We start from the raw sequence: 22527 nt of genomic DNA on the forward strand, positions 1-22527 counted from the left end.
TTTCCGACCTCTACAGGACGTCCGCCATGCGCAAGCTGCTTCTCTCCCTGACCATCGCCGCCCTCGCCCTGGGCGGCGCCACCGCCAGCGTCGCCGCCGACGCTTCCACGCCGCCGGGCGTCCACAACATCGTGATCGTGCCGGGCGCCTTCGTGGACGGTTCGGGCTGGCGTGTGGTGCACGACATCCTCATCCACAAGGGCTACACCGTGACCGTCGTGCAGCCGCGCATCGAATCGCTGCCCGACGACGTGGACCTCGTGCTGGACCGCCTGCGCAAACAGGATGGCCCCACGCTGCTGGTAGGCCACAGCTACGGCGGCATGGTGATCACCGAAGCCGGCGCACGCGACAAGGTAAAGGGTCTGGTCTACGTCTCGGCGCTGGTGCCCGAAGTGGGCGAGACGCTGAGCCAGCTGCTGGGCTCGATGCCGTCGCCGAGCAACGACGTGCAGCCAACCCGCGAAGGCCGCCTCTACATCGCTCAGGCGAAGTTCGCCGAGGACGTGGCCGGCGACCTCACCAAGAACCGCACCGACTTCATGGCGATCTCGCAGGTGCCGGGCACCACGAAGGCCTTCGGTGCCACGACGCTCGCCGCCGCATGGCACAACAAACCGGTGTGGGCGATCGTCTCCACCGAAGATCACGCCCTCAGCCCCGACCTGCAGCGCTGGATGTACAAGCGCGCCAACGCCAGGGTCACCGAGATCGCCGGCAGCCACGTCACCTACATCTCCCAGCCGGAGAAGGTCGCGGCCGTGATCGAAGAAGCCGCGCGCGAAGCGAAGTAAGACAACGCCACCACCGACCCAACGGTCCGTGAGGACCACCCCACTCCAGGAGAAACATCATGTCTGTCGCCACCAAGTCCCGCACCGGCCTCGCCGCTGCCGCCGCCCTCGTCGCCCTCGCCGTCGCCTCCATCGGTTCGCCCGTGCAGGCCGCCGACAAGGGCGCCAGCACCGAGCAGCCGGGCCGCTGCTACGGCGTCAACAGCTGCAAGGGCCAGAGCCTGTGCGCCACCGCCAAGCACGACTGCAAGGGCCTCAACGACTGCAAGGGCCAGGGCGTGGTCGTGAAGACGCCCAGCGAGTGCAAGTCCCTGGGTGGCACCACCACCGAGCCGGCCGGCGCCTGATCGTCACGAGGGGCCGCATGACGCGGCCCCTTTCCCTTGCCGAGGAATCCCCATGCACACGCCTCCCGCCACGTTCTCCGGTTACGGTCTCGGCCTGCGCCGCGAGCATTATCGCGACTTTCTCGACACCGACGTGCCGGTGGATTTCGTGGAAGTGATTTCCGAGAACTTCATGGTGGACGGCGGCCAGCCGCTGCACATCCTGCGTCAGGTGCGCGAGCGGCATCCGGTGATCCTGCATGGCGTGTCGATGTCCATCGGCTCCGCCGATGGGCTGGATCGCGATTACCTCGTTCGCCTGCGCAAGCTCGCCGATGCGATCGATCCGCTGTATGTGTCGGATCACCTGAGCTGGTCACGCATGGCCGGCTTCAGCTCGCACGACCTGCTACCCGTGCCCTACACCGACGAAGCACTGGCCATGGTCTGCCGCAACATCGACATGGCCCAGGATATCCTTGGTCGCGCGATGCTCTTCGAAAACCCGTCGAGCTATGTCGCCTTCGACGGTGCAACGATGGACGAATGGGCATTCCTCGCCGAGATGTCGAAGCGCACCGACTGCGGTCTGCTGCTGGACGTCAACAACGTCCATGTCAGTGCCATGAACCATGGATTCGACGCCCACGCCTTCCTGCGCGGGATACCCGCCGAGCGCGTGCGGCAGATCCACCTGGCCGGGCACACGCAAAGCCCCGGCATTCTCATCGACACGCATGACCAACCGGTATGCGACGACGTATGGGCACTGTACGCCAAGGCCGTCGCCCTGCTCGGCCCGGTCGCCACCATGATCGAACGCGATGACGATATCCCGCCGCTTGCCGAGCTGCTGGACGAACTCGCCATCGCACGCGGCATCGGCCAGCGTATCAAGGAAGCCGCATGAGCCTCGCATCGTGGCAGAACGACTTCCGCCGATGGCTTCTGCGTGGCGATGTGGAAGACGCGCTCGCATTTGGTGAAAAGGCTGCTATCGGCCTTAACGTCTATCAGAACAACTACCGAACGCAACTCGTCCGCTGTCTCGAAGTGAGCTATCCGGCCACGGCACGCTGGCTCGGCGAGGGCGCGTTCCGTGAAGCCGCAATCGCACACATCGATGCGCATCCACCCCATGGCTGGACACTCGACACCTACGGAAAGGATTTCGAAAACACATTGTTCCAGCTCTATCCCCATAACCCCGACATGCACGAACTGGCCTGGATCGAATGGTCGCTATCGGAAGCCTTCGTCGCCAGCGATGCCAACCCCATGACGCGTGATGCCTTATGGAGAGTGGATTGGGAGGGGGCGTGCCTCCAAATCACACCCAGCTTGCGCTTGCGCTCTGCCACCACGAATGCCGACGTTCTCTGGCATGCATTGCAAGGTGAAGGCATGCCCTCACCCGAAGGCGAACTGCTGGACGCCCCCGGCGGCTTTCTTGTCTGGCGTCGCGAATATACCTCTCGCGTTCTTCGGATAGATGCCATCGAATATGCTTCACTGCGTGCACTCCAGGCCGACCCGCACTTCGAAACGATGTGCGAAGCCCTGGTCACCCGCCTGGGCGAAGAAGCCGGCATTGCACGTGCCGGCACCCTTCTGGCCGAGTGGCTGGACGGCGGCATCGTGATAAACACCTTCCATGCCCTGTAGGAGCGCGCCTTGCGCGCGACCGGGCCATTTGGAGAATCGGTCGCGCGCAAGGCGCGCGCCTACCAGGACTTGCCTGCCTCCTGAGATACCTTACGATGCGGCATAATTGCCTTTCACTTCAGCAGGAAGGGACACCCTTTGAAGTTGATCGGCCATCCGTCTGCCGGCTACCTCGCGCTTCTTCGCCGGAATGGCAACTTCCGTAATCTCTGGTTCGGCGAAGTCGTAAGCAACTTCGGCGACTGGTTCAATCTCATTGCTTCGGCCACCCTCATCGGTAGCCTGGGCCGCTCCGGCCTCGAACTTGGCGGTCTGTTCGTGGTGAGAATGGTGGCGCCATTCCTTGTCAGCCCCGTCGCGGGCGTCGCAGCCGACCGGTACAATCGCAGGCACCTCATGATTGCCGCCGACATGCTACGTGCGCTCGTGGTGTGCGGATTCCTTCTTGTACGCAGCCCGGCGGATATCTGGCTTCTCTATACGCTCTCGGCCCTTCAGGCCGCGCTCAGCGGTTTCTTCACCCCTGCACGCAATGCGCTGTTCCCCGACATCGTAGATGAGCGCGAGCTGGGCCCCGCCAATGCGCTCAGCGCCAGCACCTTCGCCGTGATGCTCGCCGTGGGGGCAGCGGCCGGCGGGTTCGCCGCCGGCCTACTCGGAGTCTATGAAACCTTTCTCGTTGACGCCGCGAGTTACGGCGTATCGGCGCTGCTCATCGCCTCGGTAAAGACGACGCACCAGCGAAGCGCGGCACGCGTGAGCCTCGGCTACTTCTACCAGCAATATGCGGATGGCCTGGCCTACCTCAGGCGGCATACCGAAATCGCTTTCCTCGTGATGCACAAAGGATTGAATGCCTTCTTCATCACTGGGGGCCTCAACGTACTTACTGCCACCATTGCCGCCCGGGCCTTTCCTTTGGGTGAAGGCGGCGGTCTCAGCATGGGCGTGCTCTATGCCGTGACCGGGTTGGGGACGGGCTTTGGCCCATTGCTGGCACGACGCGTCACCGGCGACGACGAAAGGCGGATGCGCCAGGGCCTCGTCGCGAGCTACCTGATTAGTGCGTTGGGCCTGGCGATCGCCGCGCCACTGCATAGTTTCACCATGGTAGCCATCGGCCTGTGCATTCGCGCCATGGGCGGGGGACTGAACTTCGTCTATTCCACGCAGCTGCTCATGACGCGTGTGCCCGGAGCTTACCGCGGTAGGGTCTTCGGCACGGAGTACGCTATCCGTACCCTGCTCAACGCACTGGGTACGCTGGGCATCAGCCTTTGCCTCGACCGATGGTTCGAGGCGGGTGGGATGCTCGTCGTCACCGCCATACTGGCGCTGGTGCCTGGCCTGGCCTGGTGGTGGTGGCTACGCAAATATCCCCTGTAGGAGCGCGCCTTGCGCGCGACCGGGCCACCGCGAAAACCGGTCGCGCGCAAGGCGCGCTCCTACAGGGGGATCGGGTGAGACGCGGGCGCCATGAATTGAGTGGGATGCGCGTTCATGCGCTCGCCGCGCCGATTCAAACTGGGCTCCCTTCAACCGGAGCATCTGTCATGACCCGTACGTTCCACGATGCGTTAGCCTTGTTCGTCCGCACCGAGCGTGCCGGCCCTGTCCTCATGCGCCTTGCCATCGCCATTGTCTTCATGTGGATCGGTGCGCTGAAATTCGTTCCATATGAAGCCGACAGCATCACGCCCTTCGTGGCCAACAGTCCCGTCATGTCGTTCTTCTATAACCACCCCGAGGAATACAAGGCGCATCTCACGCATGAGGGTCAGCTCGTGCCCGAGCAGCGGGCCTGGCAGACGGCAAACAACACTTATGGTTTTTCGACGGGACTCGGTATCGTCGAGTGGACGATTGCCCTTCTGGTGCTTTCCTACCCGCTATCGAAGCGACTCGGGCTGCTGGGGGCGTTTCTTTCCTTCGGCACGACGCTGGTGACGTTATCGTTCCTGATCACCACCCCGGATGCATGGGTGCCGGCGCTGGGAGATGCGCAGCATGGGTTTCCTTATCTCTCGGGCGCGGGAAGGCTGGTGATCAAGGACACGATGATGCTAGCCGGATCGTGGGTGATCGGCATCGACGCGGCCAAGGCTCTCCTGAGCAAGACGTGAAAATCGGTGCCCGTCAGGTCAGCCAGCGGCCAGTTTCCCGGCGCACGGCGTGGCCAGCAGGTCGGCGACAACCCGGTAATGACGCTGCAAGGGCTCGAGGATACTTTGCTCGAAGCCCCCGCCGGGACTTAGCCTGCGGAAGGCCATGCGCTCTTCCACCAGGCCGTGAGGTACACCTTCACCATCCATGGCGCATGTAAGGAATACGCCAAGACCCTCGCGGAATACGTTACCCGACCATCCGGGTACTCCGTCGCGGAGCATACGCTCTGCAGCGTGTAGTCCGGCTTTCCAGCGCCGGCCGTGGAAGGAGGAAAACATCGCTCCCACCACATCGACCGTTGCCGCGTCGTTGTGCGCTTCTTCCATGTCGTGAGCTTGTCCACGATATAGGGCGCACGCCAAGCCCAGTGCGGCAACCAGCGTCACGTGGAACCGCTCCGCCCATGCCCGCTCGCCGGCCCGGGAGGCCACGAATGCCGCCATGGCCTCGTCCTTCGTATTGGCGGGAGCATGCACCGCCCCTTCTTCCATAAGAGAAGGCAGCGTCCGGCGCAGCAGGTTTCGTTGCCCGGGCCCCGGGCCGAGGCCATGCAAGGCGGCGGCGGCAAATAATTCATACGCGAGGTCGATATCGCCTTCATGCAGGGCCCGGCACAGCCCTCCCTCGATCGCCAGGGCGGAATGCCCACCGCATTCAGCGGGAAGCTGCCCCAGGAGCCAGCTGTAGTAAACACTGTGCGTAAAGGCGTAATACGCCTCGCGATCGGCAAGGAAGGGAGAAGGCGGCCATGCGACGCTCGAAGCGGCGACCACCGATGCCACGTCCATGAGCTCTCCCAGGCCACCAAGGCGCCGTGACTGGAGCAGGTCCAGCTGGCGGTTCGGTACCCATTCTGTGTTCCAGGCAAAACCGGGAGAAAGAATCCACCGTGCCAGCCGCGCGTCGCCGTTGCTCAGCGCACCGTGTCCGAGCGCGTAGCCGACGGCACTACAGAAAATCAGGACCCGCCGGGGATCACGGGCCGCCAGCTCCAGATAGTCCCCGCGGGCATGCGCCAGGATATGCCTGCGTATCGCATGCACCGGAGATTTTTCCGGACATGCCAGGCGACTGCGCCACTGAACATAGAACGCCAGTTCGTTGAATACCTTGCATCGGAAGAGGTATTCACCGGGGCTATCGCCACGCAGCGGTTCGGCGTGTACCAGGTGATCGCACAACCAGTCATCGGCGGCATCGAGCGCTGCCTGCACCTGATCGATCATGAGGCCTGCCTTTCCTCCGTGGCCATGACCGGAGCGTCCAGCATGCCAAGCAACGCATGGATGGCTTCTCCGACGATGGTGCCGTCATGCGCATCGCGGAATCGCAAGTGATGTCCTTGCGACCAGAAGTAGCCGAACTCCGCAGGCTCGGTGCGTGGCCCGAACAGGAGTACGCCGGGAACGCCCGCCAGGTCTGCGGCGTGCAACATGCAGGAATCCACTCCCAGGAAAGCATCGCAGCGGGAAACCATATCCATGGCACTCTCCAGACGGAGACCTGGCGCATGGATCATCCTGCGCCCGTGGCAGGCACACGTCACTCCCGAAGCGTGATAGTCGACGACAATGACAGCAACATCATCCAATCTGGCCAGAATGTCGCAGATGACGTGCGTAAAAAAACCGGTATTCCACTGCTTATCCGGGAGCGTCTCTGTATGCACCGCTAGCAGCTTACGGATACCTGCTGTTCGTAGCTGCTTGAACAGGTGATCCACTCTTCCCGCTTGCGCTTCGCCGAAGCACAAGGGCCGACGATGGTCGGACAGCCGGGCATCGATACCCAGGGCCGGCAGTACACGGAAGCCCAGCTCCACGGAATTGACCGTGTAATCCAGCGGCAAGGAGATATCGAATCCCCTTCCGAACCCGATCGACCGTCGAGGCGAAAGCGTTGCCACCAGCTCATCCAGGGAACGGGAAAACCATGGAACCAGCGAGACGAAGGTCTCACAGGCGATAAAGGCTTCAGGTATCGACGCCATATCGAACTGGCGGCCTCCATCGGCCTCGCGCTGCATGTCCAGCACAAGGATCTCGTCAAAGCCAACGCCATCCCATAGAAAGGTGCCACGATCGTGGTTGCAGATCAGCCGCACGGGCCTGGGCAGATGGGCGCATAGCGCGTCGAACGTGGGCCGGTTGATGATGGCATCGCCCAGGCCGTTGGCGTAGAACACCACGGAGCCTTTCCCGGTAACGGTATCCGGATCAACCATGGCTTGCATCAGGGCATCCCAGCAGCAGTAACGCCCTGCTCCATCGGCACACGGGTGTCCCGCGACAGGTGCAGGCACCCTCCGCGCATCTCGTAGACCCGGTCTGCCTCTTCCAGCGTCTTGCTCCGGTGGGCGATGCAGACCACGGTAATCCCAAGACGCTTCAGCATGTCGATGATTCTTCCCTCCCTGAGGGGATCAAGGTTTGCCGTGCCTTCGTCGAGAAAGAGGATCCTGGGTTTGTGGTAGAGCGCGCGGGCAAGCAGCACGCGTTGATACTGCCCACCCGACAATGTGGATCCCATGTCGCCGATGAAGCTGAAATAACCCATCGGCATGCTTTCGATATCGTCGGCGACCTCGGCCAGCCTGGCGGCATGAGCGATGTCATCGGCATCCGCATTCGGATCAAAACCGGAAATATTGTCGAAGATGGTACCGGTAAACAGCTGATCGTCCTGCATCACCACGGCGATGTCGTTGCGATACGCCTCCAGGTTCGCCACCGACAAGGTGTGACCATCCACCGCTACACGACCTTCGCCCGGTCGCAACAGGCCGATCAGTATCCTGATAAGCGTGGACTTGCCACCGCCCGATCTTCCATTGATCGCCACGAACTCACCCGGCTCGATCCGCAGGGTCACGCCATCCAGCACCCAGGGCAGATCCGGCGCATAACGGTAACGGACATCCTGTAATTCCAGGGCGCCCCCGGAAACGGCTGAAACGCCCGTCTTTTCAATATCGTCGGGAATTTCCGGCGCTTCCTCGGTGATGTCGCGCAGGCGTTGGAGTCGCATACCCAGCAGACGAAACTCAAAAAGGCGGTCAAGCAACGGATAGATGCGATCCTGAAGCTGCTGGCGTATCGCCACGATGGCAAAGAGCACACCTAGCGTCATGTCGTGACGTATGACGAAGATGGCGCAGACTACGGCCACGGCCGCGAAGTCCAGGCCGACCACGGTAGAGCGCGCCGCATTCACCAGCGACAGGGCTTCCTGGAGCCTGCGGGCGCTGGTGAGCGCCTTGACGCTTGCACCATGCCACGCTGAAAGCCGGATACGCTCCGCATTCATCGTCTTGATGACCTGCACGCCACGCAGGGTTTCCATCAGGGCAGCCTGCTGGTCGGCCTCCCGGTCGATCAGATCGCCTGCACGCGCCCGCACTTCAGGATAACTCAGCACCTTGATCAACAGAAAAACCAGGAAGGCACCCACCGTGATCGCGGCAATGACGGGGTTGAGCCTCACCAGGAGGATCAGCGTCACCACGGAGAACAGGCCATCGACGAATACGGGCACGGCGCCCTCGGTCAGGGCATCGCGGAGGTTTCTCGTAGAGTCCACCCGGCTCAGCAGATCGCTGAGGCGACGGTTCTGGAAATACTGGTAGGGAAGGCGCAGCAGATGGTCGACCAGGTTGAGGTTGACCTGTGCCGTGAACTGGCTACCCAGATTCAGCAAGGCGAAGCGCCTGACGAGATCGGCCACGACCGCGAACAGGCTTGCCACCACGATCGCACCGAAAATGGACCAGGCAAGGTATTCCGATGCCAGGCCCACCGCCTGGTCGATCATCACGGCGAAGAGGAACGGGGCGATGAGCAGGGCCGCCTGCACGCCCAGCGACAGGAACACCAGCAACGTGACGGCACGACCCGCGCCCTTCATGGAGGTCCAGAAGTCGGCGATCGACGTGCGCACGAGTTGGCGTATCCGTGTGTAGTCCGGCATGAGCCGGAATTCCACGGCGATGCCCGTGAAGTGCTCCGCCAGCGCCTTCAGCGCGATGCGTCGGCGTCCAGAGGCGGGGTCGATGATGATGGCGCCCTGCTTTCCGATGGATTCCAGCACCACGTAGTGGTTGAAGTTCCAGTGCAGCATGGCAGGCAGGCGAAGGCCCTTGAGCCCTTCCGGCTCGGCCCGGACCGCGCGGCTGGACAAGCGGTACTGGGACGCCACCTGGATGATTTTCTTCAGCGAGATGCCATTGATCGAGGCATCGAACGCACCGCGCAGGCGATGGATGTCGATGGCCGATCCATGGGCCTGAAGAATCATGGCCAGGCAAGCCACGCCACAGTCGCCAGCGGCGATCTGAGGCAGGGGCGTAATTCGTCGCGTGCGCTGACCTGACGTCATGGCCTGCCCGCTCCCATCGCAATCCGGTGATCGGCGCAGGTCATCGGCGAAAAGCCCTCACAATGGCCTCTCGAACCGGATGAACCGCCAGGTACACGGTTGCAAGGCAGCCAGGATCGACCTTCGCATTTCGCTCCACGATGACATCATCGGCGTCGATACGACGGGATACCGGTCGTTGCTGGTCCACACCGGATAACCGCGCACCCCGGGTCAGCGACACCTCATCCAGGATGAGCCCAGAGCCGGAGGCCGGCAGCCCGCATGCGACATCACGGTCCACATCGATGGACCAACCCCATGCCGCGATGCCGGCGCCCGTCATCGCCACCATCACCATCGCCGCCACGACGACGATGCCGCGACGCGGCAACACACTCACATCGCCCGCCAGGCGACGGCGCTGGAAATCGATGGCCTGCTTGCGATAGACGACTTGCATATTCAGGCGGCGATAACCGCCTCTCCCTTTTCGCGCAATGCCTGGACCTGCGTATCGAAAAGCAGTCGCCCTGTGTCGGTCAGCCCCGCCGAAGCCCGCAGGACGGACGCCAACTCATGCGTATGGGCCAGCATGCTGGCCAGCTCGTCGTCGCGGTCCTTCCGATGGCCCATCTTGTCGATCAGGTCAAGCCAGTACAGCGACATGTTGGCGCATGCGTGGAATGCCAGGAGTACACGATCAAGGCTGCGCTTGCGCCGCTTCAACGATGAGTAATACACCTCGCCGTGATTGTCGTTGACCAGGGGGCTGACGGCGCTGAGCAGCATCAGGTACTGGTGGCTCATCTCATGCACGATGCCCTCGCCCAGCCCTTCGGGCGCGCTCGGGAAGCCAAAGTTAAAGACACCGGGATGATCGATGTAGCTGCCGCTCTGCCGCATGCCATCGGCCAGCAAGGGCGTTGTGGCGATGCCCCGGAAGAGCGGGCGGATCCAGCGCGTGTAGCACGGGTCGGCCGAGCGCATGATCGCCAGGGCTTCGTCGACCTGGGCGGCAATCGCGGATGGCGATACCCGCCCATCGAACAGGGCCGCTTCATCGGGTTTCGGCGGCCAGTCGATCACGATGTCGATGATGTTGAGCGCATCGTCGGGCTCCTTCCAGGGTTGCAGGTATACGCCCCGGAACTCGGAATCGCCGAGACGGCGGGGCGCCGAGTAGGCGAACACGTCATCAACGGCGCCCTGGATGCACCAGCCATCGGCACCACGCTCGAAGGACAATGCATACCGATCCATCCCCTGGCACTCGATCCTGAGGCTGGCAGGGGTAGCGACCACCTCGATGTCTCCTGCGAGGTCGAAGAAATGCCCGTCGAAGCTGAATCTCCCCGGCTCGTCGATGGTAAGCGCCCAGGTGGCGCCGTAGCCAAGGACATGAAGCGCCAGCAACGCGCTCACCACCGCGTGCGCGGGTTTGCCGCGGCGCAGCTTGACCAGCGCGGCTCCCGTTTCAGGCTGCCAGCACAAGGCTGACGGAACCACATCCTCACCCAGCGGGTGGAGTACGTCCGTGCAGACCCGTGCGAGCAAGGGATGCATTCCGGCCTCGCGGGTAATCTTCCTCAGCACCGCACGCTGGAACAGGAACGCCAGAAAGTCCGGCGATTCGCCGTGCAGTGAGGATTGGGGAGATGCACAACCCAGGACATAGCCATTCATTGCATGCATTCCATGGAAAGGTTTCAGACCCGCTGCCTGTCGGCTTCGGTGTACTGCAACATCACCGGACTATGTACCCACCGTGTGTCGAGGCGACGTTCGATTTCCGTGCCGTCGTAGCCGGAGGACACCAGGCTCGACGCGACATAACGGTGGTAGCGCTTGAGTTCTTCGCAATAGACCGATGGATTGTCGAACCCACGCTCCTTCGAATAGCGGTGCTGGGGAGACCCGCCACGACAGGCGTTGAACCAGAGGCATTCCGTGCAGGAGGCATGCGGCCTGGCCTGGGCCTGGGCCAGCTCTTGCCATAAGGGATGAGACAGCGTGTCGATGACACCGTGCTGGAACAGGCTGACACCCGTATCACGGAATCGCGCATCGATGCCTCGCAGAACATCATCGGGGGAGATCTCGCCATCGGACGACACGACGATCAGACCCATCGGATCGTATTTCCCCGTGGCAATGCTCCGGCACGAGTCGTCGTTGGTCATGGGGCCCACGGCCTCGTAGATGAAGCGCACCGTGGCTTTTCCATCGCTGGCGGCCCACGCGTTGTACACCTCGATCATGAAACGGCCGCAGCCCGCAATGAACGCCTCCGTAGCCTCCGGGGAATCGTGCGTGATGTCCGGCAGAAGAAAATTGACCGCGCTGGAGCGAAGCTCGCCGATGATGTGGTCGAAGGCTTCCTGGCCCGAATAGGCCGGATTCACTACGCAGAGCATACCCGGATCGGTGATTCTTCCCTGGTCCACCGCAGCCCGGAGCAACTCCCACCCGCGGCGGGTTTCGTCATAGGTTCCGCGGCCCTTCTTCGTGATGCGGGTCAGGTTGTGGATATGCTTCGGACCATCCACGCTCACACCTATGCGGATACGCAGCTCGGCGAAGATGTCGATCCATTCCTCATCGATGAGCACGCCATTGGTCTGCATCGTGATCATGAGCCGGCACTTCGGGCCCAGTTCGTCGCGGAAGCGCGCGCACATGGCCCGGAAAGCCGGCTTCTTCATCATCAGCGGCTCACCACCGTGCAGCCCGATCTTCACCATCTGGATACCGTGGTTATCGATGGCATCGTGGAGGTAGGCGAGCAGCGCGTCGATGGTTCTGGAAGGAATGGTCGGCGGATGACGCTTGAACGAGTCATCATCGGCAAAGAAGAAGTAACAGTAGGGGCACGCCAGATTGCAGCGTTCCACCACTTTCAGCACGACATCGATGCTTCCGTAGCGATTCGCCGCAGATACCGGCGGCAAGGCATCGCGCTGGACGGAGCTGTCCGCTTCCGCCCGGGCATGTTCAACCAGGTCCATGTCTCCTCTCCCCTGCACCACTCCATCGGACGAACGGCCGCATGACCGTCGCATACGCCAACCAGGGTGTCGCGCAAGGCGACACCCTGTCGCAACGCCCTGGCGGGCGATGCCATTCAGTAAGCCGGAATCCGGATTACTGCTGCGTCGGCTGAGTGGTGGCCGGATCCTTGTTGTGCGAAGCCGACCACTGGGAATAACCGCCTCCCACGACGTTACCCAGCTGCGACTCAACAAGCTCCGTCAGCGCGTCGAGATTGATCTCGGCGGCGCCAGCTTGCAACTCCTTTTCAAGCTTAGACATCACTTACTCCCCTACATAGGATGAAGCGGACAGCTCATGCTGACCGGAGGGTGGTTGCCACCCCCATTTCGACTCTAGCCATCAAAAAGACGCCATGGCAATGCGAAAAAATCAGACGTCCGCCACCAGTTATCCGAATGATCCGTCGCCCCTGAATGCACCGAAGACATGACACAGCTCTTCGAAAAACCACTTAAATAAAGCCACGCACATCAAACCGATGGAGTGGCCACCATCCATGTTTTCGGCCCTGGATTTCACATGAAAAACAAATACCGGAGAAAATATTTGCCGCAAATGCTTACAATCTTATCGCGCAAGATCGTGCGATACGTCCTTCACACGAACACCTTGGGAATGCCCGGAAAATTCGCGTAGTATCCCGTGACGCTCATGGAGCGATGCCTTCCCGATGCCTTTCCGCATGGCGGATGGATCACCGGCATGTCGTCGCAGATGCACAGGGGACAATGCATGCTCGGCTACTTCGATATCGCCTTGCGAAGCCTGAGGCGAAACCTGGTCCTGACCGGATTGATGGTGATTGCCATTGCGCTGGGTATCGGCGCTGCAATGACGACGCTTACGACATTCTATGTCCTATCGGGCGATCCCATCCCCGCAAAGAGCCATCGCCTCTTCTACCCGCAGCTTGATCCGGCAACGATGCAGGGATTCAAGCAGGATGGCGAGCCGGCGGCGCAGATGACCCGGTATGATGCGCAGGCCTTGCTGCGCGACAAGCGGGCAGACCGACAGGCCGCGATGAGCGGCGGTACCATAAATATCCTTCCCGATGGTCACGCGACGAAATCCCTGCGTGTCCAGGCACGTTATACCTCGGCGGATTTCTTCGCCATGTTCGATGCCCCGATGCTTGCAGGCAGGAGCTGGAATGCCGATGACGACCAGGCTCATGCCAGGGTCGCCGTGATAGGACGTGATCTCAGCGAGAAACTCTTCGGCGGCAGCGAGAGCATCGGACGCACCTTCCGTACCCCGCAAGGCATGTTCCGGGTGGTCGGCGTGCTGGACGAATGGTCCCTCAATCCGCGCTTCTATGACCTGGGCGACCGTCGCTTCAGCGGCACCGAGCAGGTATTCCTGCCCTTGTCCACGTCCATCGACCTGCGCCTGGATACCGAAGGCACCATGGACTGCTGGGGAACCGCCACGAAAGACGCCGAAGGCAAGCGGGCCATGAGCGCGCCCTGCGCGTGGCTTCAGTACTGGGTGGAGTTGGACGCCCCGGAGAAGGTAGCGGGCTATCGGCAGTACCTGGACGACTACGCCGTGCAACAGCACCAGGCAGGGCGCTACGAGCGCCCGGCAAATACGCGACTGCGCAACGTCATGCAGTGGCTCGATTACAACCACGTCGTACCTTCGGACGTACGCATACAGACTTGGCTGGCGTTCGGGTTCCTCCTCGTTTGCCTGGTGAATACCGCCGCACTTTTGATGGCAAAGTTCACCCGCCGGGCCACCGAGATCGGTATCCATCGCGCCCTGGGAGCCACACGCATCGAGATCTTCAAGCAATGCCTGGCCGAAGCGAGCTTCATCGGCATCGCCGGCGGCGTGCTGGGCATAGCCTTCGCTACCGTCGGTCTGTGGCTTGTCCGCCAGCAGCCCGATGACTATGCGCGGCTCGCGCAATTCAGCCTGCCGATGCTGGTGCTGACCTTCGTACTTTCGCAGATTGCCAGTCTGTTGGCTGGCCTGCTGCCAGCGTGGCGCATGACGCAGGTCGAACCCGCCCTGCAGATGAAAGTCCAGTAACGGAGACCGTCGTGGAATTCCGCCCCATTCTTTCCGCCCTGCTCCGGCACAAGACCGTCCCCTTGCTGATGATCCTGGAAGTGGCACTCAGTTGTGCTGTGCTGTGCAATGCCATCTTCATTATTGCCGGCCATGCGCAGCACATGTCCCGGGCCAGCGGCGTGGACGAGGATCAGCTGGTCAACATCGCCGTTACCGACCTATCCACGGGCCGCTCGCCCGGCGCCATGCGGCGGGAGGATCTCGCGGCCCTGGCTTCCATCGCCCACGTGACGTCGGTGACGAGCATCAATCAGGTACCTTTCGGTAGCGGCGTGTGGGCATCCGGCGTGTCCCTCAGCCGCGACCAGCCGCAACCCGACCTGCACGCCTCCAACTACATGGACGACGGCTCCATGCTGAAGACCCTGGGCCTGCAGCTGGTGGAAGGGCGTACGTTCGGGCCCGACGAATACATCGAGTACAGCGTACTGAACGCACCTGACTCCGGCGTATCCATTCCTTCCGTGATCCTCAGCAAGGCACTGGCCTTGCGCCTGTTCCACGGAGATGAAGCCGTCGGCAAGCAGATCTATGCGTGGGGAGACAGCCCCATTCGCGTTGTCGGCGTGATCGATCGACTGCTGGCACCGGGCAATGGCAACAACTTCATGCGCAGCGATGAAACCATGATCTTTCCGGTGCGCGTGGCGGAGGGCAACTATCTGCTTCGCACCCACCCTTCGTACAGAGAAGAAGTACTCAAGGCAGCGGAGACGGCACTGCTGAAGGCAAACCCCAATCGCGTCATCGATGCACGGCAGACGGTCAGCCACATGCGTGACGATTTCTACAGCAGGGATCGCTCGGTCATCTGGCTTCTGGTCGCCGTGTGCGCCGCGCTGCTGGCCGTGACCGCGCTGGGTATCGTGGGCCTTGCCAGCTTCTGGGTCCAGCAACGCACCCGCCAGATCGGGGTGCGGCGAGCCCTGGGGGCCACCCGCCGGCAGATACTGAATTACTTCCAGCTTGAGAACTTCATGCTGGCAAGCGCCGGCGTCATCGCAGGCACTGTCATGGCCTTCGGCATCAATCACGTACTGACGGGACGATACGAGGTACCCGTGCTTCCGTGGTATTACCCCGCCATAAGCGCCGTTGGCCTGTGGGTACTCGGTCAATGCTCGGTGTTCTGGCCCGCGCGACGGGCCGCATCCGTGGCGCCGGCCGTGGCGACACGTAACCGCTGAACCGCCGGACCGGGGCAGCGCGCCCTCACGCCTGCGCACTACAGGGTATCGATCCACTGAGTAATCGCATGATTAACGTCATCGACGCGGTCCTGCATGATCCAGTGACCTGCATCGGTCCATACATCCACCTTCGATCCGTCTGCCGTGAACCATGGACGCATGCGATCCGCCTGCACGGGGTCGCGGCATAAGTGGTATACCGGTACCTTCAGGGTCTTGCAGAATTCCCCGCTGGCCTCACCCACGCCCACCTGCGCCGGGCCAACGAAAAGCGGACCGAAGGATTCGCGCACCACGTGCATCGGCATGCCCTGCACACGCCGCGCATGCCAGCGCTTCCATGCCGGGTTGGTATGCTTGTCGTAGACCGGCCGGAGGAACGCAGGCACGACGACGGCGGGATCACCGCTCACAAGGGCGCGAGCAGCCTTTGCAAACAACATCCCCACCTCGTCGGAAAAGCCTAGGGCGCCGTCAATGGACACCAGTGCACGCACCAGGTCGGGTCGCTTTGCCGCCAGGCGGGCGCCGATCTGCCCTCCCATCGAGTGACCGATCACGACGAATTTTTCGCCAGGATAACGACTGGAGATAAGCCGTTCGACATCACCCACGTAGTCCGATGGGTTATATGCTCCTGAAGGCGGAACATCGGAACGACCGTGGCCCCTGAGATCCACGGCAACCACGCGATATTTTGATTCGAGCAACGGAAGCTGCCAGCTCCAGTCGTGTGAGTCGCATGTCCATCCGTGCAGAAGCAGGACGTTGGTGCCCTTGCCAACGTCCGTAAAGAACAGCCTTGGATGCGAGCTCGGCGTCCCGATTGCTTGCGTGGGGTTTATGCCTATCGTTGCAGCCGCTGCCGCGATGCCGGCGAGCTTTATCAGGTGGCGGCGATCCTTATCGAATTCACGGGTGCTCATGAGGGTGTCCTGGTGTGTGACGGCGTCTCTTCGAGATCGCTGCGAGACATCATGGCTTGATGAAATGGGCCAGGACAAAATGATATGGGCACGATATCCAGCGTCAATTACGCAACTTAAGGTGCCTAGATATACTCATGTATATCGCCACCCGGATTCAGCGGCGGATAACCAGCATTGCGCTGGCATATCCTGGTGGAAGATCGCTTTAATCAACGTCTGGGGATAAATGTACTTGATCGATAGATCGCCCATCATAGGTGGCGCGCGCCTGTTCGATTTCATGCAGATGATGGATCGACCACTCGTAGACGGCGCCGAAGGGCACCTGCAACGTACGACCCAGCTCGGTGATGGCGTACTCGACGGCTACCGGTGAAGTCGCCAGCACTGCGCGTGTAATGAGCCCGTTGCGCTCCATGCGCCGCAACGCTTCGGTAAGAGCCTTGTGCGTGATGCCTTCCATGCGCCTGCGCATTTCGTTGAATCGTGTCGGCCTGTCCGTGAGGATGGTGAGGATCATCACCGACCATTTGTTGGCCACCTGATCGAAGAACGAACGGGCTGCGCAGTCTGCGAAAAAAAGCGGATCTACCTGGCATGACATGGCGACATCCTCGTGTGCATCGGCGCAACCTGGCTTGCGCTATTGATGCGGCAAGTCTAGCGGCATCGTGGATACCGGGCGTGGCACGTTGCGTGGGTCGGCGTCGGGTCAGGTGGTCGCCATGACCGTCGCGCGCGAGGCGCGCTCCTACAGAGGATGTCGGGCAATAAAAAACCCCGCGTGGCGGGGTTTTGGGAAGCTGGCGCGCCCGGAGGGATTCGAACCCCCGACCAATGGCTTCGGAAGCCACTACTCTATCCGGCTGAGCTACGGGCGCTGATGAAGCGAACGGGGATTGTAGCGGGAATGGGGGCGGCGGCCTAGCCTCATGCTTGCGGGTGTCCGTCAGGCGGGGCATCCGCCGCGTGTAGCTCATCGCGCAGCTGGCGGTAAGCCTCGACCAGGGCATTGAGTGAGAAGGCGCGGTTGCGCCCGCTGGGATTGGGCAGTACCCAGACACGGGCGCCTTCCAGCAGCCCGGGCTGTGCGCCCCATGCCAGGTCGCGCGTCCCCGACAGCGCCGCGTAGGCCATCTTGCCCAGAAAGGCGACGTATCCCGGCGCGTATGACGCGATCCGTTGGCGGAATGCTTCGGCGTCAGCTGCGATTTCCATTGCTGACAGATCGGCGACACCCGCCGTGGGGCGGCCCGCGACGGTCGTCAGGCCATATCCATAGCTGAGGATCGAGCGATCTTCTTCGGCGCGCAGCTGATGAGGGGTAAAGCCCGCCAGATGCAGCACCCGCCAGAAGCGGTTGCTGTGCCCGACGAAGTGATGTCCCGACGCCGCGGCCGACAGGCCCGGGTTGATGCCGCAGAAGATGACATCCAGTCCCCGCGTGGCGATATCGGGCAGGCTTTCCGTCATGCGCTCACCCGCCGCAGATCGTGTCCACGGCGCGGCGGGCCATGGCTCGCAGTTCCGCGCGCGGGGTGCCGGTGCGCGCGCGCACGGCGATGCTGTGCATGGTCGCGGTGGCCAGCAGCGCCAGCGTGACCGCGTCGCTGCCCTCAGGCAGTTCGCCTTCGGCCACGGCACGTGTGAGGCGCTTCTCGAAACAGGCATCCAGCGTGCGGAAGCCATCGGCCACCATGCGTTGCACATCCGGATCGCTGTTGGCTTCGGTGATCGCCGTGCCGACCACGAAGCAGCCGCGCGCCGGTCCATCGCCCATGAAATAGACGGCAAGCGACGCCTCGTAGACCTTCATCAGGCTGTCCGTCAGGCATTCGTCGCCGTCCAGCGCTTTGTGCATCAGCTCGAACTTGCGGGCCCAGTAATCGGCCAGCGTCCGCAGGTAGAGGTCGCGCTTGTCGCCGAAGGCCGCGCGCAGGCTGGGGCGGTTCATGCCGGTAGCGCTGGCGATGTCATCCAGCGAGGTGCCGGCGTAGCCCGCCTTCCAGAACGCTTCGGTGGCCTGCGCGAGGGCGGCCTGGGGGTCGTAGGCCTTTGGCCGGCCCCGGGGGCGTTTCTCCGTCGCATCAATTTTTGTTCTGTTCGGCATAAAAATACTGGACCTCCGCTTCTCGGCAGGAATATTATCCGAGTCCGAACAAAATTATCTGCCGGAGTACTTCACCATGCACGCCTCCCCGTCCCTGCGGGACACCCGGATTACGCTCAACCACGGCGACGGCCAGATGCCGGCCGTGGGTTTTGGCACCCTCATCGCCGACGGCGGCCGGGCACGGCAGGCGTTCAAGCTGGCGCTGGAGGCGGGCTACCGGCATTTCGACTGTGCCGAGCGCTACCGAAACGAGGCCATCGTGGGCTGCGCCTTCGCCGAGGCGATGGCCTCCGGCGTGGTGCGCCGGAAGGATCTCTTCGTCACCACTAAGCTATGGAACACGAACCACCGCCCGGAGCGGGTGGAGCCCGCGCTGGACGCCAGCCTGGAGCGGCTGGGCATCGCCTATGTGGACGCGTACCTCATCCATACGCCGTTCGCCTTCCAGCCAGGTGACGAGCAGGACCCACGCGACGAACACGGCCAGCCGGTCTACGACACCGGGGTGACCCTGCTCGACACCTGGCACGCGATGGAGCAGCTGGTGGACAAGGGCAAGTGTCGCGCCATCGGTCTGTCGGACATCACGCTCGACAAACTAAAGGAGATCGTCGCAGGCGCGCGGATCAAGCCATCCGTGGTGCAGATCGAATGCCATCCCTACCTGCCGGAATGGGAGATGCTTGAGTTCTGCCAGTTGCACGGCATCGTGCTGCTGGCCTTTGCGCCGCTGGGTCACGGCATGGAACCGCGCATCACCGAGGACGCCACGATCTGCCGTATCGCGGAACATACGGGCATGACGCCGGCGCAGGTCGCCTTGTCGTGGGCCGCGCAGCGCGGAACGGCCTTCCTGACCACCTCGACGAGTTCCGCGCATATCGCGGAAAACATCGGCATCGCCCCCCTGCCCGACGATGCCATGCACGACATGCGCGACGGCATCACCATGCGGGTGCGCATGAACAACGTGGTGAATACCGGCGTGCCGGGTTTCATTCCACGCAAGACGGCCTGAGCCTCCCGGCTCAGGCCCGGGCCGCCAGAGGCTCGGCACCGGTCGCGGCGGCGCGCAGGCTTTCCCGGTAACGGCGGCTGCATGGCAACTGCGAGCCGTCGGCCATGTGCAGGCGTGCATCGCCTGCATCCAGCGGCTCGATCGAGGTGACCTGCGCCAGCCGCACCACGTAGCTGCGATGCACGCGGACGAACAGCGCCGGATCAAGCCGTGCTTCCAGCGCGGCGAGGGTGCTGCGTAGCGGATAGTCGCGTCCGCGCACACGCAGGTTGACGTAGTTGCCCGAGGCCTGCGCCCATTCGATGTCGGCCGTGGCCACGAGGAAATCCTGGCCTAGCTTGCGAACGAGAAAACGCTCGGGGCGGTCCACCGGCTCCACCGGCGGACCTTCCTCCGGCGCGGCGAGCAGGCTCGCCTCACCTTTCAGCCGACGGCCGAACCACTCCACCAGATGTTCCACGGCCACGATCATGAAGAAGGTGCGCACGTCCTTCAGGTATTCGTAGATCGCCAGCAGGCCGATGCTGCCCGGGTCGTACTGCATGCCCTTGAGGTGAAACACACCCATGCGGATGAGGTTCATGCCGGTCACATGGAATGCGCACCAGGCCACGCTACCGAGAAAATAAAGCGGCAGGCGGCGACGCCACGTATCCGCATGCAGGGGCCAGCGGTCGCAGGCGATCAGAAGAAAGGGCAGTGCCAGCAGCGACACCACCGCGCTGCTGAACTCGAACGTGGCGAGCTGCCAGGCGGCGAAGGCCACGTGGTAGCGCTCGGCATCGATGCCATTGGTGATGGTGCCGCTGACCGCTGAGCTGCCAAAGAGCACCAGCCAGAAGGCCACCACGAACCAGCGGCGGCGGCGATGGTCGCGTGCCAGGTCGTGGCCGGGCGGGAGGGGCGTCGAAGTCATGTCCCTATGCTACCGGCACGGCAGCGGGGGCCGTTGGCCTTCGTCACTCCGTGCCCACCGTTCGTCCCAGGGAGGGCGGATTCCGCCCCCTGCCGCTGGCGATGCGGCCGGCCCGGCGCGCATCGTGGCCCCGCTACTCAGGGGACACACATGGACCGGACACGCCGTTACGACATCGACGCCCTGCGCGTCTTCGCCTTTGCCTTCCTGATCCTGTACCACACGGGCATGGTCTACGTGGGGGACTGGGGCTTCCATATCAAAAGCAACTACACGGCCGAGTGGCTGCAATGGCCGATGATCTTCCTCAATCGCTGGCGGATGAGCCTGCTGTTCCTGATCTCCGGCATCGCCATCGCGCTGGCCGCCCCGGAAGGACGGCTGCTCCGCTTCACCCGCGAGCGGGCGTGGCGACTCCTGCTGCCGCTGTTCTTCGGCATGTTCGTGGTGGTGCCCATCCAGCCCTATTGCGAGGGCGTGGCCAGCGGGCACCTGCAGCCGGGGTTCTGGCGATTTCTGGTGGCCTACTGGCAGGTGCATCCCTGGCCGAGGGGCAGCTTCTCCGGCTGGGAATACGGAATCACCTGGAACCACCTGTGGTACCTGCAATACCTGTGGACCTACACCGTGGGCCTGGTGCTCCTGATGCCCCTGCTGAACCGGCCTGCCGTGCACTGGGCCGTGGGTCGCTTCGCCCGCTCGCCGGCCTGGGTGCTGCTGGGCGTTCCGGCCGCCTTGCAGGTGCTTTACCTGTGGGTGCTGGCGCCGCGGTTCCCGCCCACCAACGCCTTCTTCGGCGACTGGTTCCAGCATGCGAAGTACGCCACCGTGTTCCTGTCCGGCTACCTGCTGGCCCGGGAAGCGTCGTTCTGGGACCGCGTGGTGGCGGCCCGTCGCAGCACGCTGGTGATCGCGCTGGCCTCGGTCACGGTCTACCTGGGCCTGCGCTACCTGAGCATGAAGGTGGGCGATCATCCGCCGGCCTGGGCGCAGCAGGTGCCCGGCGCGGTATGGACGGCGATCTCCCATGGCTCCCAGTGTCTCTACCTGTGGGTGGCCCTGCTGACGATCCTGGGCTGGGGCAAGGTCTGGCTCGACCGGCCTTTCCGCTGGCTGCCCTACTGCACCGAGGCGGTGTACCCCTGGTACATGCTCCACCAGAGCCTGATCATCCTGTTGATCTTCCTGCTCAAGCCGCTGTCCCTGGGCCCCTGGCTGGAGCCGGCCATGGTGCTGGGCGGCACCGTTGCCGGCTGCCACATCCTCCATGAATACGGCATCCGCCGGGTGGGCTTCCTGCGTCCCCTGTTCGGGCTGAAACGTCCGAAAGCCTCCCCTGCCACCCTGCCCGTCGGAGGTGTCGCAAGTTCGCCATGATTCCCATGACACCGGGCATTCATCCCCTTAACGTTCGGCGAGCGATGATCAGCTCCCAGGTGTTGAAGGAGCTCCCGGGCGGGGGTGCAGATGGACCAGTGCTGGCTTAACCACTACGACGAGAACTTCACGACCGCCGAGAACATCGGCCACGGCATGGTCGCGACCCGCTATACCCGCTGGACCGGTACCCAGGACGACTGCCTCGCCCTGACCCACGATGCCGGAGAAGCCACCCAGCTGGTGGCAAAGCTCGATGACCAGGGCTCGCTGGACATGCTGATGGAGCTGGGCGAAGGCGAATGCCAGTTCGTGCTCCAGTACTCCAGCGAAGGGCTGGAACAGGACGCCGAGCTGGTGGCCTTCTACCGCAACCACCAGCGCGGACCGGTGGTGACCATCCGCCGGGGCGTGCGCGATGGCGTGCTGGTGTGCCCCTTCCCCGACGAACCGCCGCACGATCCGCTGGCCAATGAGATCCGGTTTGAGAAGCTGCGCGGCAAGCTGGTGATCCGGCGCGTGTCGATCGTCAGCCGCTGAAAAA

At 62.9% G+C, this 22527-nt stretch carries 23 protein-coding genes and 1 tRNA gene; 11 read left to right on the forward strand and 13 right to left on the reverse strand.

The features are described from left to right. The first annotated feature begins 26 nt into the window (after positions 1-26). The 6 genes from HBF25_RS16300 to rclC all read left to right on the forward strand — a co-directional run bounded on the left by HBF25_RS16300 (position 27) and on the right by rclC (position 4908). The gene (locus HBF25_RS16300; RefSeq protein ID WP_166950248.1) at positions 27-794 is read left to right on the forward strand and encodes an alpha/beta fold hydrolase; all 768 of its coding nucleotides are present in this window, start codon (positions 27-29) and stop codon (positions 792-794) included. Between the two features lie 59 nt (positions 795-853). After that, complete coding sequence (gene bufA2, locus HBF25_RS16305; RefSeq protein WP_166950250.1) at positions 854-1141, forward strand: BufA2 family periplasmic bufferin-type metallophore; 288 nt, start codon at positions 854-856, stop codon at positions 1139-1141. A 52-nt stretch (positions 1142-1193) separates the two neighbouring features. Continuing rightward, positions 1194-2030 (forward strand): MNIO family bufferin maturase, encoded by an 837-nt coding sequence (bufB, locus tag HBF25_RS16310; protein ID WP_166950252.1) that lies wholly within the window; start codon positions 1194-1196, stop codon positions 2028-2030. After that, entirely contained in the window at positions 2027-2785 is a 759-nt protein-coding gene (locus tag HBF25_RS16315; RefSeq protein WP_166950254.1) for an HvfC/BufC N-terminal domain-containing protein, read from the forward strand. The genes bufB and HBF25_RS16315 overlap by 4 nt, the downstream gene beginning before the upstream one ends. Positions 2786-2923: 138 nt before the next feature. Further along, positions 2924-4171, forward strand: coding sequence for an MFS transporter (locus tag HBF25_RS16320; RefSeq protein WP_166950256.1), 1248 nt, complete (start codon positions 2924-2926; stop codon positions 4169-4171). Between the two features lie 167 nt (positions 4172-4338). Continuing rightward, positions 4339-4908 carry a reactive chlorine resistance membrane protein RclC gene (gene rclC / locus HBF25_RS16325; protein ID WP_166950257.1) on the forward strand — a complete coding sequence of 190 codons (570 nt, stop codon included), beginning with the start codon at positions 4339-4341 and terminating at the stop codon, positions 4906-4908. Between the two features lie 18 nt (positions 4909-4926). Here rclC and HBF25_RS16330 read toward each other — a convergent pair whose 3' ends face one another. The 7 genes from HBF25_RS16330 to HBF25_RS16360 form a co-directional block, all read right to left on the reverse strand. Beyond that, the gene (locus HBF25_RS16330) at positions 4927-6177 is read right to left on the reverse strand and encodes a DUF6895 family protein (RefSeq protein WP_166950258.1); all 1251 of its coding nucleotides are present in this window, start codon (positions 6175-6177) and stop codon (positions 4927-4929) included. Next, entirely contained in the window at positions 6174-7139 is a 966-nt protein-coding gene (locus tag HBF25_RS16335; RefSeq protein WP_166950259.1) for a glycosyltransferase family 9 protein, read from the reverse strand. The genes HBF25_RS16330 and HBF25_RS16335 overlap by 4 nt, the downstream gene beginning before the upstream one ends. A gap of 44 nt (positions 7140-7183) precedes the next feature. After that, positions 7184-9325 carry a peptidase domain-containing ABC transporter gene (locus HBF25_RS16340; protein ID WP_166950261.1) on the reverse strand — a complete coding sequence of 714 codons (2142 nt, stop codon included), beginning with the start codon at positions 9323-9325 and terminating at the stop codon, positions 7184-7186. A gap of 40 nt (positions 9326-9365) precedes the next feature. Further along, positions 9366-9767, reverse strand: a complete 402-nt coding sequence (locus HBF25_RS16345) for a hypothetical protein (RefSeq protein WP_166950262.1) — start codon at positions 9765-9767, stop codon at positions 9366-9368. A gap of 2 nt (positions 9768-9769) precedes the next feature. Beyond that, entirely contained in the window at positions 9770-10990 is a 1221-nt protein-coding gene (locus HBF25_RS16350; protein WP_166950263.1) for an aKG-HExxH-type peptide beta-hydroxylase, read from the reverse strand. Positions 10991-11013: 23 nt separating this feature from the next. Next, positions 11014-12312, reverse strand: a complete 1299-nt coding sequence (locus HBF25_RS16355) for a radical SAM protein (RefSeq protein WP_166950264.1) — start codon at positions 12310-12312, stop codon at positions 11014-11016. 136 nt (positions 12313-12448) lie between these two features. After that, positions 12449-12616 (reverse strand): hypothetical protein, encoded by a 168-nt coding sequence (locus HBF25_RS16360; protein ID WP_166950265.1) that lies wholly within the window; start codon positions 12614-12616, stop codon positions 12449-12451. 444 nt (positions 12617-13060) lie between these two features. Here HBF25_RS16360 and HBF25_RS16365 point away from each other — a divergent pair, with 444 nt between their 5' ends. Both HBF25_RS16365 and HBF25_RS16370 read left to right on the forward strand, forming a co-directional pair. Further along, entirely contained in the window at positions 13061-14398 is a 1338-nt protein-coding gene (locus HBF25_RS16365; RefSeq protein WP_425483501.1) for an ABC transporter permease, read from the forward strand. A gap of 11 nt (positions 14399-14409) precedes the next feature. Further along, entirely contained in the window at positions 14410-15627 is a 1218-nt protein-coding gene (locus HBF25_RS16370) for an FtsX-like permease family protein (protein ID WP_166950266.1), read from the forward strand. A 38-nt stretch (positions 15628-15665) separates the two neighbouring features. On the opposite strand, the gene HBF25_RS16375 is transcribed toward HBF25_RS16370, so the two are convergent. The 5 genes from HBF25_RS16375 to HBF25_RS16395 all read right to left on the reverse strand — a co-directional run bounded on the left by HBF25_RS16375 (position 15666) and on the right by HBF25_RS16395 (position 18669). Beyond that, positions 15666-16556: an alpha/beta fold hydrolase gene (locus tag HBF25_RS16375; RefSeq protein ID WP_166950267.1), complete on the reverse strand. Its 891-nt coding sequence runs from the start codon at positions 16554-16556 to the stop codon at positions 15666-15668. A gap of 208 nt (positions 16557-16764) precedes the next feature. Beyond that, complete coding sequence (locus tag HBF25_RS16380; RefSeq protein ID WP_208392632.1) at positions 16765-17079, reverse strand: winged helix-turn-helix transcriptional regulator; 315 nt, start codon at positions 17077-17079, stop codon at positions 16765-16767. Positions 17080-17363: 284 nt separating this feature from the next. Further along, positions 17364-17440, reverse strand: a tRNA-Arg gene (locus tag HBF25_RS16385). 49 nt (positions 17441-17489) lie between these two features. Then, positions 17490-18032 carry a G/U mismatch-specific DNA glycosylase gene (gene mug, locus HBF25_RS16390; RefSeq protein WP_166950269.1) on the reverse strand — a complete coding sequence of 181 codons (543 nt, stop codon included), beginning with the start codon at positions 18030-18032 and terminating at the stop codon, positions 17490-17492. A 4-nt stretch (positions 18033-18036) separates the two neighbouring features. Next, positions 18037-18669, reverse strand: coding sequence for a TetR/AcrR family transcriptional regulator (locus tag HBF25_RS16395; RefSeq protein ID WP_166950270.1), 633 nt, complete (start codon positions 18667-18669; stop codon positions 18037-18039). A 76-nt stretch (positions 18670-18745) separates the two neighbouring features. Here HBF25_RS16395 and HBF25_RS16400 point away from each other — a divergent pair, with 76 nt between their 5' ends. Beyond that, on the forward strand, positions 18746-19690 hold the full coding sequence (locus HBF25_RS16400; protein WP_166950271.1) for an aldo/keto reductase: 945 nt from the start codon (positions 18746-18748) through the stop codon (positions 19688-19690). Between the two features lie 10 nt (positions 19691-19700). On the opposite strand, the gene HBF25_RS16405 is transcribed toward HBF25_RS16400, so the two are convergent. Continuing rightward, positions 19701-20606, reverse strand: coding sequence for a LytTR family DNA-binding domain-containing protein (locus tag HBF25_RS16405; protein WP_166950272.1), 906 nt, complete (start codon positions 20604-20606; stop codon positions 19701-19703). Positions 20607-20756: 150 nt separating this feature from the next. Between HBF25_RS16405 and HBF25_RS16410 the strand changes: the two genes are divergently transcribed. Both HBF25_RS16410 and HBF25_RS16415 read left to right on the forward strand, forming a co-directional pair. After that, the gene (locus HBF25_RS16410) at positions 20757-21983 is read left to right on the forward strand and encodes an acyltransferase family protein (protein WP_166950273.1); all 1227 of its coding nucleotides are present in this window, start codon (positions 20757-20759) and stop codon (positions 21981-21983) included. 84 nt (positions 21984-22067) lie between these two features. Beyond that, positions 22068-22523, forward strand: a complete 456-nt coding sequence (locus tag HBF25_RS16415; RefSeq protein WP_166950274.1) for a hypothetical protein — start codon at positions 22068-22070, stop codon at positions 22521-22523. Positions 22524-22527: the final 4 nt, after the last annotated feature.

It is taken from the genome of Luteibacter anthropi, from assembly GCF_011759365.1.
Classification (GTDB): domain Bacteria; phylum Pseudomonadota; class Gammaproteobacteria; order Xanthomonadales; family Rhodanobacteraceae; genus Luteibacter; species Luteibacter anthropi.